Here is a 12,255-nt window from a genome sequence, read left to right as displayed (position 1 = left end):
GGGATGACGGACGGCGAAAGCCACCCCACGGGCGAAACACCGGACAGCAAAAAGGGAGCTTTCGCTCCCTTTTTGCAAGGAATCCGCGCAACACCTATGGGCCCTGGCGGATCAAATTCTGGAGCGGGAAACGAGACTCGAACTCGCGACCCCGACCTTGGCAAGGTCGTGCTCTACCAACTGAGCTATTCCCGCATTGGAGCCGCGCATTCTAATACGTGAATCCGGAGCGTCAAGCGTTTTTGCCTGCCGACGGCGATGCGCTATCGGCGCGAAGGCTGGGCCAGGCCGCGCGCAGGTAATGCAGGCCCGACCAGATCGTCAGCACGCCGGCGATCACCAGCAGCGCTTCGCCGATGTGATACAGCCGCAGCGCCTCGGCCGCCTTCTCGTGCTGCACGATCAGCACCACCAGCGCCACCATCTGCATCACGGTTTTCAGCTTGCCGATGAAGGCCACCTTGACCGTGGCACGCATGCCGATTTCGGCCATCCATTCGCGCAGCGCCGACACGCTGATCTCGCGCCCCACGATGATCGCCGCGGTTACCGCCATCAGGATGCCGGGCCAGCCGCCGCGGTGCGATTCCACCAGCAGGAACAGCGTCACCGCCACCATCAGCTTGTCGGCCACCGGGTCGAGGAACGCGCCAAAGGCGGAAGTGAGCTTGAGCCGCCGCGCCAGGTAGCCGTCCAGCCAGTCGGTGAATGCCGCCAGCAGGAAAACCACCGCGGCGGTGGCGTTGTGGCCGGGGAAAGGCAGGTAGAACACGACGACCATGACCGGCAGCAGCGCAACGCGGAACAGGGTCAGCCAGGTCGGCAGGTTGATGCTCATGATTCGATCCAGTGATTTGTCACAGTGTCGCACGCGCGCACGCGGCCGGAGAGTGAACGTGGTTGCATCGTTCAGCCATGCAAGGTGGCGTAGATGCGCTCGGCCAGGCCGCGATCGATGCCTTTCACCTGCATCAGCTCCTCGACGCCGGCCGCCTCCACGCCCTGCATGCCGCCGAAGGTTTTCAGCAGCGCCGAGCGGCGGCGCGCGCCGATGCCCGGCACATCCTCCAGCACGCTGCGCTCGCGCGCCTTCTCGCGCCGCTTGCGATGGCCGCTGATGGCGAACCGGTGCGCCTCGTCGCGCACCGCGGCCACCAGGTGCAGCGCCGGCGACGAGGAGCCCGGATGCAGCTCGCCGCCCAGGGTGCGATCGTTGCGCGCCAGCACCAGCGTTTCCTCGCCCGCGCGCCGGCCCGGCCCCTTCGCCACGCCCACGACCACGATGCCGCTCACGCCCAGCTCGTCCAGCACGTCCAGCGCCTGCGCCACCTGGCCGCCACCGCCGTCGATCAGCAGGATGTCCGGCCGCGCGCCCTCGCCTTCGGCCAGCTTGCGGAAGCGGCGGGTGAGCGCCTGGTACATCGCCGCGTAGTCGTCACCGGGCGTGATGCCGGTGATATTGAAGCGGCGGTAGTGGGATTTCTCCGGCCCCTCGGGACCGAACACCACGCACGAGGCCACGGTGGCCTCGCCCATCGTGTGGCTGATGTCGAAGCACTCGATGCGCCGCGGCGGCTCGTCCAGGCCCAGCACTTTCTGCAGGTCGTCGAAGCGCGTACCCAGCGTCTGCCGGCTGGCCAGGCGGCCGGTCAGCGAGGCCTGCGCGTTGCGCTGCGCCATCTGCAGGAAGCGCGCCCGCTCGCCGCGCACGCTGGTTTTCAGCTCCACCGGATGGCCCGAATGCTGCGCCAGCATGTCGCCCAGAATCTGCTGGTCGGCCAGACTCTCACCCAGCACCAGCTCGCGCGGCACGGGACGATCGAGGTAGTACTGCGCGATGAACTGGGTGAGCACGTCGCCGGGCTCGGCATCCAGCGGCAGCCGCGGAAAGAAGTCACGCGTGCCCAGGCTGATGCCGTTGCGGAAGAACAGCACGCTGACACACGCCATGCCCGCCTCGATGCAGCAGGCGAGCACGTCCATGTCGGCGCTGGCGCCCTGCACGTGATGCTGCGCCTGCAGCTGGCGCAAGGTGGCGACCTGGTCGCGCAACCTGGCCGCGCGCTCGAAATCCAGCGCCTTGCTGGCCTGCTCCATCGCCTCGGCCAGCTCGTCGATCACCGCACTGCTGCGCCCCTCCAGGAACATCTCGGCATGGCGCACGTCCCGGGCGTAATCGGCCACGCCGATCAAGCCGACGCAGGGGCCGCTGCATCGACCGATCTGATACAGCAGGCAGGGCCGCGACCGGTTGCGGAAATAGCTGTCCTCGCACTGGCGCACCTTGAACAGCTTCTGCATCAGGCTGAGGCTTTCGCGCACCGCCCAGGTGCTGGGATACGGTCCGAAATAACGTCCCGGCAGGTTGCGCGCGCCGCGGTGGAATGCCAGCCGCGGGTAGTCCTCGCCGCTGGAGAGGTAGATGTAGGGGTAGCTTTTGTCGTCGCGCAGCAGGATGTTGTAGCGCGGCTTGAGCGACTTGATCAGCTGCGACTCCAGCAGCAGCGCCTCGCCCTCGGTGCGGGTGACGGTGATCTGCACGCGCGCGATCTGCGCCACCATCGCCGCGATGCGCGGTTCCATGCGCGGCTTCAGGAAATAGCTGCCCACCCGCTTCTTGAGGTTGCTGGCCTTGCCGACATAGAGCAGCTCGTCCGCCGCGTTGAAGTAGCGGTAGACGCCAGGCGAACTGGAGAGTGTCTGGACGAAAGCCTTGCCGTCGAAGGCCGGCGACGATGATGACTGCATGATGCCGATTCTAGCCGTTCTGGCCCGCAGGCCGCGCCGACGGCGGTGCGCCGGCTCAGCCCTTGTGCAGGCGTTCGATCAGCCCGGCAACACCGCGTTCGGCCAGGGCGACGCTGCGCCGGAAGCTCTCGGACCCGCCGTAATACGGGTCCGGAAAATCCTTTGGCGAGTTTATGCCGGCCCACGGCAGGAACAACGCTGCCTGACCCACCGCGCCGGGCCGCGTCAGCCGGTTCAGCTCCTCCAGGTTGGTGCTGTCCATCGCCAGCAACCACTCGTGGCGGTCGAAATCCGCCGCCTGCAACTGCCGTGCGCGATGGTTTTCGAGATCGAAACCCGCCGCGCGGGCCGCTGCCCGCATGCGTGGGTCGGCGCCGTTGCCGGCGTGCCAGCCACCGGTACCGCAGGAGGCGAACGCCACCGACAAGCCGGCTTCGGCGCAGCGCTTGCGCGCCACGCTCTCCACCAGCGGCGAGCGGCAGATATTGCCGAGGCAGACGAACAGGATGCGCGTCATGCCCGTGCCTGGCTGCGCAACCAGTCTTCGGCGCGGGCAAGGTCGGCTTCGGTGTCGATGCCCGGCGGAAACGGCTCGGGCGAGAGACGCACCGCGATGGCGTGGCCATGCTCCAGCACACGCAACTGCTCCAGCGACTCGGCCTGTTCCAGCGGCATGCGCGATAGCCGGGTGTAGTGACGCAGAAACCCGGCGCGGTAGGCATAGATGCCGATGTGACGCAGGAACGGCGTATCGCGGGGCAAGGCATCGCGATTTGCCACAAACGCATCGCGCGCCCACGGCAAGGGCGCGCGGCTGAAGTACAGCGCGCGGCCGTTGGCATCGCGCACCAGCTTCACCACGTTCGGATCGAACAGCTCGTGCGCATCACCGATCGGCGTGGCCAGTGTCGCCATCGGGGCGTCGTCCTCGGCCAGCGCGCGTGCCACCTCGCGGATGCCAGCCGCTGGCGCGAAGGGCTCGTCGCCCTGCAGGTTCACCACGATGGTGTCATCGCTCCAACCGTAGTGCGCCGCGCATTCGGCCAGGCGGTCGCTGCCCGAGGCGTGGTCGGCGCGGGTCATGCACACCGCCACACCCTGGCCGGCCAGCGCCTCGGCTATGCGCGTGTCGTCCACCGCCACCACCACCTGCACGGCGCCGGCCTGCAGCGCCCGTTGCGCCACGCGCACCACCATCGGCACGCCATCGATGGCGCGCAGCGGCTTGGCCGGCAGACGGGTGGAGCCGTAGCGCGCGGGAATGGCGACGATGAATGGTAGCGTGGCGATGGGCATGGCGGGCTCGTGCTGGGATCGCGCAAGCGTAACGGCTGCGCAGTCGCGAAACGAGCTTTTCGCGAGGTGGCGAGGGACAGGAAAAAATGGCAATCGTGAGCGGAAGCTATCAGCCGTTCACGCTGAGCGTAGCCCGCGCAAGCGGGCGAAGTCGAAGCGCTGCTGGGTAGCTGCAGCTTTCCCGTGGTCACCCTTCGACTTCGGCCTTCGGCCTACGCTCAGGGCGAACGGTGGATGGCGCGACGGTCACATGAAAAGCAAACGGCAGCGAAAGCGATGCCGCCCGCCATCAATCGACTGTGGGCTCGATGGCGAAACCGCAGGCGTTGGCCAGTTCCCGGTAGCCGGGGAACGAGGTGGCAACATGGCTGCAATCGCGCACGCGCACCGGCGCGGTGGCTACCAGGCCAGCCACGGTGAAGCTCATCGCGATGCGGTGGTCCATGTGGGTCTGCACCTCGCCGCCGCCCAACGCGCCTCCGTCGATGATCGCGCCGTCGAGCGTTTCCTCGATGCGTGCACCCAAGGCGCGCAGGCCGGTGGCCATGCTGGCGAGGCGGTCGGATTCCTTCACCCGCAGTTCGGCGGCGCCGCGCACCACGGTGCGACCGCTGGCCATCGCGGCGGCGATGAACAGGATCGGGAACTCGTCGATCATGTCCGGCACCAGCGCCTCGGGCAGTTCGATGCCGTGCAGCGGCGCGTGGCGTACCAGCAGGTCGCCGACCGGCTCGCCACCGCTCTCGCGGGAGTTCTCGACGCGGATGTCCGCACCCATCAGGCGCAGCGCCTGCAGCAGGCCGGTGCGGCGCGGATTGAGACCCACCGCCGGCAGGCGCAGCTCGGAGCCGGGCACGATGCTGGCGGCCACCATGAAGAACGCCGCCGAGGAAAAATCCGCCGGCACGTCGACGTCCGTGGCGCGCAGCGCATGACCGCCGTCGAGCTTGGCGCTGCCGGGCGAGAACGTGATCGGCCAACCGAACGCCGCCAGCATCCGCTCGGTGTAGTCGCGGGTGGGATGCGGCTCGATGATCTCGGTGCTGCCCGCGGCATAAAGACCGGCCAGCAGCAGCGCGGATTTCACCTGCGCGCTTGCCACCGGCAAGGCGTAACGAATGCCGCGCAACGGTTGTGCGCCGTGCACGTGCAGCGGCGGCAAGCCATCCTGCGTATCGATGCGCGCGCCCATCTGGCCCAGCGGATCGGTGACCCGCCGCATCGGCCGCTTGGACAGCGAGGCATCGCCGATCAAGGTGCTGTCGAACGCCTGCCCGGCCAGCAACCCCGCCAGCAGGCGCATGCCGGTACCGGCGTTGCCGCAATCGAGCGGTTCGGTGGCAGCGCGCAGACCATGCAGGCCCACGCCATGCACCAGCCGCTCGCCATCGGCGGGGGTTTCGATCTTCACCCCGAGTTGCGCCAGCACCGCGGCTGTGGCGCGGGTGTCCTCACCTTCGAGAAAGCCGCGGATGCGCGAGGCGCCATCGGCCAGCGCGGAGAGCATCAGCGCGCGATGGGAAATCGACTTGTCGCCGGGAATACGCACGCTGCCGTGCAATGGCCCGCCCTGGCGGCTGACCCAGTCAAACGAGTTCACTCCACCTTCTCCTGCGCTCACGGCAACGCCACCGGGTAGGAGCCGAGCACGCGCACGGTGCCGGCGTTGCCGTCGATCTCCTTCACTGCCGCCTGCACCGCCTCGTCGGAAATGTGGCCCGAGACGTCGATGAAGAAGGCGTATTGCCACTTGCCGGTGTGCGCCGGCCGCGATTCGATGCGGTTCATGCTGACCTTGTGTTTCGCCAGCGGGCTGAGCACGTCATAGAGCGCGCCGGGCTTGTCGTTGACGGTGACCAGCAGCGAGGTGCGGTCATTGCCCGACGGCGGGAACAGCGAGCGGCCGATGACCAGGAAGCGGGTCGTGTTGTCGGCGCGGTCCTCGATCGCCTCGGCCACGGTCTTCAGGCCGTAGACGCGGCCGGCGGTCTCGCCGGCGATGGCGGCCACGTCGTCGGCATGGCGCGCCAGCCGCGCGGCCTCGGCATTGCTGCTGACGGCAATGCACTCGGCGGTGGGCAGGTTCAGCCGCAGCCAGCTCTTGCACTGCTGCAGCGACTGCGCGTGCGCGTAGACGCGCTTGACGTCCTCCAGCCGGCCGTTCTGCGAATGCAGGCACTGGTGCACGCGCAGCTCAACCTCGCCGCAGATGATCGCCTCGGAGGTGAGGAACAGATCCAGCGTTATCTGGATCATGCCCTGCCCGGAATTCTCCACCGGCACCACGCCGAAATCGGCATTGCCGGCGGCCACTTCCTGGAACACTTCCTCGATGCTGCCCAGCGGCAGGCTGTAGGCGGCATGACCGAAATGCTTGCGCACGGCCTGTTCGCTGAATGTTCCCTCGGGGCCGAGATAGCCGATCTTCAGGGGATCCTCCTGCGCCAGGCAGGAGGACATGATTTCGCGGAACAGCCGCACCATTTCCGTGTCGGACAGCGGGCCCTGGTTGCGGTCGACCACCATGCGCAGCACATGCGCCTCGCGCTCGGGGCGGTAGTAGTCGATCGCCGAAAGCCCGGCGCCCTTCACCTGCGCCACCTGCTGCGCGCGCCGCGCACGCTCGGAGATCAGCTCCTGGATCTGGCGGTCGATGCTGTCGATGCGCTCGCGCATGTCGCTCAGCGAGATCTTGGGGTCGCTCATGGTTCAGCCGCCTGGATGGAAAGAAGTCCAAATGATGAACGGGCATCTTGCCTGAAGAGCCCGTTCGCGGCCATTACCCGTGCCGCTGGGCAAAGTCCTGCATGAAGCCGGTCAACGCCTCGACCGCTTCGAACGGCACCGCGTTGTACAGCGAGGCGCGCATGCCGCCCAGCGCCTTGTGGCCCTTCAGCGCGATCAGTCCGGCGGCCTCCGATTCCTGCAGGAAAGCGGCGTCGAGCGCGCTGTCGTGCAGGGTAAAAGGCACGTTCATGCGCGAACGCGCAGCCACGTCGACCGGGTTGCGGTAATAGCCGCCCGAGCCGTCGATGGCGCGGTACAGGTGCTCTGCCTTGGCGCGGTTGCGCTCGGCCATCGCGGCCAGGCCGCCCTGCTCCTTCAGCCATTGCAGGGTGAGCCCGGTGATGTACCAGCCCCAGGTATTGGGCGTATTGAGCATCGAGCCGGCGGCGGCGTGCTCGGCGTAGCGAAGAATGCGCGCCATCGGCCGCGTGGCGCGCTGCAGCAGGTCGCGGCGCATCACCATCACCACGAAGCCGGCCGGGCCGATGTTCTTCTGCGCGCCGGCGTAGATCAGGCCGAACTTCGAGACGTCGATGGGCCCGGAGAGGATATCGGACGACATGTCCGCCACCAGCGGCACGTCGCCCACGTCGGGGACGTCGTGGAACTCCACGCCGTGGATTGTTTCGTTGGTGGTGTAGTGCACGTAGGCAGCGTTCGGATCGAGCTGCCACTCCTCGCGCGGTGGCATCCGCAGGTACTTCTGCGCCTTGCTGCTGGCGGCCACGTTCACCTTTACGTAGGGCGCCGCTTCGCTGGCGGCCTTTTCGCCCCAATGGCCGGTGATCAGGTAATCGGCGCTGTCGTTCTCTCCCGCCAGGTTCATCGGGATCTGCGCGAAATGCTGGGTGGCCCCGCCCTGCAGGAACAGCACCGCGTAATCATCCGGAATCGCCATCAGCTGGCGCAGGTCGGCCTCGGTCTGCGCGGCCAGCTCGCCGAAGCGCTTGCCGCGATGGGACAACTCCATCACCGATGCGCCGCTGCCGTTCCAGTCCAGCATGTCGCGCTGCGCACGTTCGAGCACGGCCAACGGCAACGCCGCCGGGCCAGCGCTGAAATTCCAGATTCTGCTCACTGCATGGCTCCCCGAGGTAGGTCAAGTATTATGGCGCAGCGCAGCAAGCGCTGGTCAAGCGCCTGCACGCGTCAGCATGTTTCAGAAGCGGATCAGCAACACCATCGCGATGCCCAGCGCCAGCACCGCAGCGGTGACGATCAGCCACCAGACTTCGCCGCGGGGGCCGGCCACGACTTCGGGCGCCACAGGCAGCTGCAATTCGGGCACGGGCGCCTCGGGCATCATGCCGGGCGCATCCACCACGAAACGATGCGAGGCCAGGCCGATCTGGTCGCCCGGCTGCAGCGCCAGCCGGTCGGCCACGACCCCGTTGACGCGCAGCGGATGACTGGCCGACGACTGGCCCGCCTCGAGCATCAGCTGCCCGGCATGCCAAAAGATGCGCAGCGAGGCCTGCTCGCCTTGCGGCAGATCCAGCGGAATGCGGCTTTGCGCACCCAGTTCGAGACGATCGCCCAACGACAGCACGCGCCCCGACAACGGGCCACCCACGGCGCGCAGCGCCACGGTGCAACAGCCCTCCCGCGGTACCGGCGCGGCCTCGCGCCGCGCCGGGTCTTCGTCATCGCGCAACAGCATGCGGCAACCGCCCACGCTGACCACGTCACCGGCGCGCAGCAGCGCCCGCTCGCGCACCGGGCGGGCATTCACATGGATGCGCGCGGCCGGGGAAAGCACCTGCAACACCCAGCCGCGACGGTCGTGCTGGATCCGCACATGGTGTTCCGCGGCATGGCCCGCCGCCAGCACCAGGTCGTTGTCGGGCGCACTGCCAATGCGCAGTTGGGGCTGCGTCCAGTGGAAATCCTCGCGGGCCGAACGGGGAAACTCGATGCGCATCGCTGTACCAGGCGGGAGAGGCGGAACTCTAGCATGCGCAAGCGCCCAGACCGCCGTGCAACCGAAGGCATCACTGCCTTAAGCTATGCGGCCCACAGCGGAGCGCGGCATGCCCAGAATCACGCTACAGCAACCCTGCCGGATGACGCCGACCGAGGCCCGTTCGGTGATCGACCAGATCGCCGCGCGCATGCGCGAGAAATTCGGCATGGCGTGCGAGTGGCACGGCGATTCGCTGCGGTTCACCCGGCCCGGCGTCAAGGGCGATATCGCCATCGGCGCCAGGGAGATTCTGGTCAACGCCGAACTGGGCCTGATGCTGTCGCCGATGAAGGGCATGATCGAGCAGGAAATCCGGCGCAAGCTGGACGAACACTTCGCCTGAACCTGACCGGTCGCGACTGACGATTCTTTGACCAGAGCCACATCCGTGGCATACTCGTCGGCTTACGCAGCCACAATGGCTGTGAACCAACACCGGACCACATGGCAAAAGACGACGTCATCGAAATGGAGGGTACGGTCCAGGAGACCTTGCCCAACACCATGTTTCGCGTACAACTGGAGAATGGGCATGTTGTCATCGCCCATATTTCCGGCCGCATGCGCAAGCACTACATCCGCATCCTCACGGGCGACAAGGTCAAGATCGAGATGACCCCGTACGACCTGAGCAAGGGGCGGATCACCTATCGCATGAAGTAAGCCTCCGCCGGCTGGCCCGCTTCGCCGCGGCCCGCCCTGGCGCAAGCTCCGGATGCTGGACGATAAAAAGGCGGCGCCATGCGCCGCCTTTTGTTTTGTCCCGCGTTCCGGAGGAAGGCCGCCGGCGGCTACACCACCACCGGCAACTTCTCGCTGGCTTCGCAATCGACCTGCAGCTCGCCGTCGCGCACGCTGAGCTTGACCTTGCCGCCGTCGGCCAGCTTGCCGAACAGCAGCTCGTCGGCCAGCGCACGCTTCACCTTCTCCTGGATCACCCGCGCCATCGGGCGCGCGCCCATCTGCGCGTCGAAGCCGTGCTCCGCCAGCCAATGGCGGGCATCCGCGTCCACGTCCAGCACCACCTGCTTCTCGGCCAGCTGGCTCTCCAGCTCGATCAGGAACTTGTCCACCACGCGCAGGATGTGCTCGAAGTCCAGCGCACTGAACTGGATGATCGCGTCGAGCCGGTTGCGGAACTCCGGGGTGAAGATGCGGCGGATCACCTCCATCGCATCGGACTCGTGCTTCTGCTCCACGAAACCGATGCTGCGTCGCGACGCCAGCGCCGCGCCGGCGTTGGTGGTCATCACCACCACCACGTTCTTGAAGTTGGCCTCGCGACCGTTGGTGTCGGTGAGCACGCCGCGGTCCATCACCTGCAGCAGGATGTTGAACACGTCCGGGTGGGCCTTCTCGATCTCGTCCAGCAGCAGCACCGCATGCGGATGCTTGACCACCGCCTCGGTCAGCAGCCCGCCCTGGTCGAAGCCGACGTAGCCCGGAGGCGCGCCGACCAGCCGCGACACCGAGTGCGCCTCCATGTACTCGGACATGTCGAAGCGGATCATCTCGATGCCCAGTTGCATCGCCAGCTGCTTGGTGACCTCGGTCTTGCCCACGCCGGTGGGACCGGCCAGCAGGAAGGAACCGATCGGCTTGGTCGGATCGGCCAGGCCCGAACGGGCCATCTTGATCGAGGCAGACAACGCCTCGATCGCCGGGTCCTGCCCGAACACCACCATCTTCAGGTTGCGCTCGAGGTTGCGCAGCACATCGCGGTCGGACGCGGAAACCTGCTTGGCCGGGATACGCGCCATCTTGGCGACGATGTACTCCACTTCGCCCACGTCGATGGTGCCGGTGCGCTCGTTGTCCGGCAGCAGGCGCTGGCGCGCGCCCGCTTCGTCGATCACGTCGATGGCCTTGTCCGGCAACAGACGGTCGGGAATGTGCTTGACCGAGAGATCCACTGCCGCCTTCAGCGCCTCGTTGGTATAGGCGACGTGGTGGTGCTCCTCGAAACGCGAGCGCAGGCCCTTAAGGATCTCGATGCTGTCGGCCACGGTGGGCTCGACCACGTCGATCTTCTGGAAACGGCGGGCCAGCGCGCGGTCCTTCTCGAACACGCCACGGTATTCCTGGAACGTGGTCGAACCGATGCAGCGCAGCTCGCCCGACGCCAGCATCGGCTTGATCAGGTTGGAGGCATCCATGGTGCCGCCCGAGGCAGAGCCGGCGCCGATAATGGTGTGGATCTCGTCGATGAACAGGATCGCGCCCGGCTGCTTCTTCAGCTGGGTGATCACGCCCTTCAGGCGCTTCTCGAAATCGCCGCGGTACTTGGTGCCGGCCACCAGCGCACCCAGGTCGAGCGACCAGATGGTGGCTTCTTCCAGCACCTGCGGCACCTCGCCGTCCACGATGCGCTTGGCCAGGCCCTCGGCCAGTGCGGTCTTGCCCACGCCGGCCTCGCCCACGTACAGCGGGTTGTTCTTGCGCCGGCGGCACAGCACCTGGATGGTGCGCTCGATCTCGTCGGTGCGGCCGATCAGCGGATCGATCTTGCCTTCCAGCGCCAGCTCGTTGAGGTTGCTGGCGAACTCGTGCAGCGGGTTGCCCTTGGCCTCGCCCTCCTCACCCTCGCGCTCCTGCCCGCCGGTGGCGCCAGCCGCCGGCTCTTCGCCGATCTTGGCGATGCCGTGCGAGATGTAGTTGACCACGTCCAGGCGGGTGATCTCCTGCTGGTGCATGAAATACACCGCATGCGAATCCTTCTCGCCGAAGATCGCCACCAGCACGTTGGCGCCGGTGACTTCCTTGCGACCGGAAGACTGCACGTGATAGACCGCGCGCTGCAGCACCCGCTGGAAACCCAGCGTGGGCTGCGTATCGCGCTCGTCACCGTGCGGCAGTACCGGCACGGTTTCGGCAATGATCCGCTCCAGCTCGCTGCTGAGGCGTGGCAGGTCGACGCCGCAGGCGCGCAGTGCGCCCAGCGCCGACTGGTTGGTGGTGAGCGCCAGCAACAGGTGCTCCACGGTCATGAACTCGTGGCGTTGCTCCCGGGCCTGCTTGTAGCAATGGCCGATGGTGACTTCGAGATCCTTGCTGAACATTCGGATCGACTCCGCTGAGGTTGGAAGCGACGTGTTGTCGCCATGCCCACCAAATGGGGGTGCTCAAGCCTTTTCCATAGTGCACAACAACGGGTGTTGATGGGCGCGTGAATATTCGTTTACCTGCGTCACCTTGGTTTCGGCCACCTCGCGGGTAAAGACGCCGCAGACGCCTTTTCCGCGAGTATGCACGTGCAGCATCACCTGTACCGCCTGCTCCTGGTCGAGATTGAAAAAGCTGCGCAGAACCTCGACCACGAAATCCATCGGGGTGAAGTCGTCGTTGAGCAGCAATACCCGAAACAGGGGTGGCCGCGCCACCTCCGGCTTGGCCGGCTCCACCGCCAGTCCCCGGCCGTGATCATGTTCGTGTTCGGATTCGTGGGCCATGAGTTCTTGAGT

The 12,255-nt window shown here is 66.8% G+C and carries 12 protein-coding genes and 1 tRNA gene; 2 read left to right on the top strand and 11 right to left on the bottom strand.

What is annotated here, in order from left to right; genetic code table 11:
* Positions 1-119: 119 nt before the first annotated feature.
* The 9 genes from ABD017_RS02450 to ABD017_RS02410 form a co-directional block, all read right to left on the bottom strand.
* Positions 120-195, bottom strand: a tRNA-Gly gene (locus ABD017_RS02450).
* 37 nt (positions 196-232) lie between these two features.
* On the bottom strand, positions 233-838 hold the full coding sequence (pgsA, locus tag ABD017_RS02445) for a CDP-diacylglycerol--glycerol-3-phosphate 3-phosphatidyltransferase (protein WP_343879773.1): 606 nt from the start codon (positions 836-838) through the stop codon (positions 233-235).
* 71 nt (positions 839-909) lie between these two features.
* A complete protein-coding gene (uvrC, locus tag ABD017_RS02440) occupies positions 910-2,748 on the bottom strand; it encodes an excinuclease ABC subunit UvrC (RefSeq protein WP_343879771.1) in 1,839 nt (612 codons plus the stop codon).
* 55 nt (positions 2,749-2,803) lie between these two features.
* Entirely contained in the window at positions 2,804-3,265 is a 462-nt protein-coding gene (locus ABD017_RS02435; protein WP_343879769.1) for a low molecular weight protein-tyrosine-phosphatase, read from the bottom strand.
* Complete coding sequence (gene kdsB / locus ABD017_RS02430) at positions 3,262-4,044, bottom strand: 3-deoxy-manno-octulosonate cytidylyltransferase (protein WP_343879767.1); 783 nt, start codon at positions 4,042-4,044, stop codon at positions 3,262-3,264. The genes ABD017_RS02435 and kdsB overlap by 4 nt, the downstream gene beginning before the upstream one ends.
* 289 nt (positions 4,045-4,333) lie before the next feature.
* Positions 4,334-5,644, bottom strand: a complete 1,311-nt coding sequence (aroA, locus tag ABD017_RS02425) for a 3-phosphoshikimate 1-carboxyvinyltransferase (protein ID WP_343879765.1) — start codon at positions 5,642-5,644, stop codon at positions 4,334-4,336.
* Between the two features lie 17 nt (positions 5,645-5,661).
* Positions 5,662-6,750 (bottom strand): prephenate dehydratase, encoded by a 1,089-nt coding sequence (gene pheA, locus ABD017_RS02420; RefSeq protein ID WP_343879763.1) that lies wholly within the window; start codon positions 6,748-6,750, stop codon positions 5,662-5,664.
* A 73-nt stretch (positions 6,751-6,823) separates the two neighbouring features.
* Positions 6,824-7,909, bottom strand: a complete 1,086-nt coding sequence (gene serC / locus ABD017_RS02415; RefSeq protein ID WP_343879761.1) for a 3-phosphoserine/phosphohydroxythreonine transaminase — start codon at positions 7,907-7,909, stop codon at positions 6,824-6,826.
* An 81-nt stretch (positions 7,910-7,990) separates the two neighbouring features.
* Positions 7,991-8,752 (bottom strand): FHA domain-containing protein, encoded by a 762-nt coding sequence (locus ABD017_RS02410; RefSeq protein WP_343879759.1) that lies wholly within the window; start codon positions 8,750-8,752, stop codon positions 7,991-7,993.
* A 109-nt stretch (positions 8,753-8,861) separates the two neighbouring features.
* On the opposite strand from ABD017_RS02410, the gene ABD017_RS02405 reads away from it, so the two are divergent.
* A complete protein-coding gene (locus tag ABD017_RS02405) occupies positions 8,862-9,137 on the top strand; it encodes a polyhydroxyalkanoic acid system family protein (RefSeq protein ID WP_343879757.1) in 276 nt (91 codons plus the stop codon).
* Between the two features lie 101 nt (positions 9,138-9,238).
* Positions 9,239-9,457 (top strand): translation initiation factor IF-1, encoded by a 219-nt coding sequence (gene infA / locus ABD017_RS02400; protein ID WP_007081871.1) that lies wholly within the window; start codon positions 9,239-9,241, stop codon positions 9,455-9,457.
* Between the two features lie 128 nt (positions 9,458-9,585).
* Here infA and clpA read toward each other — a convergent pair whose 3' ends face one another.
* Both clpA and clpS read right to left on the bottom strand, forming a co-directional pair.
* Entirely contained in the window at positions 9,586-11,853 is a 2,268-nt protein-coding gene (clpA, locus tag ABD017_RS02395) for an ATP-dependent Clp protease ATP-binding subunit ClpA (RefSeq protein ID WP_343879753.1), read from the bottom strand.
* A 63-nt stretch (positions 11,854-11,916) separates the two neighbouring features.
* Positions 11,917-12,243, bottom strand: coding sequence for an ATP-dependent Clp protease adapter ClpS (clpS, locus tag ABD017_RS02390; RefSeq protein ID WP_343880640.1), 327 nt, complete (start codon positions 12,241-12,243; stop codon positions 11,917-11,919).
* Positions 12,244-12,255 lie beyond the last annotated feature (12 nt).

This window comes from Rhodanobacter caeni (assembly GCF_039523575.1).
Taxonomy (GTDB): Bacteria; Pseudomonadota; Gammaproteobacteria; order Xanthomonadales; family Rhodanobacteraceae; genus Rhodanobacter; species Rhodanobacter caeni.
This window is presented reverse-complemented; position numbering and strand designations above follow the sequence as displayed.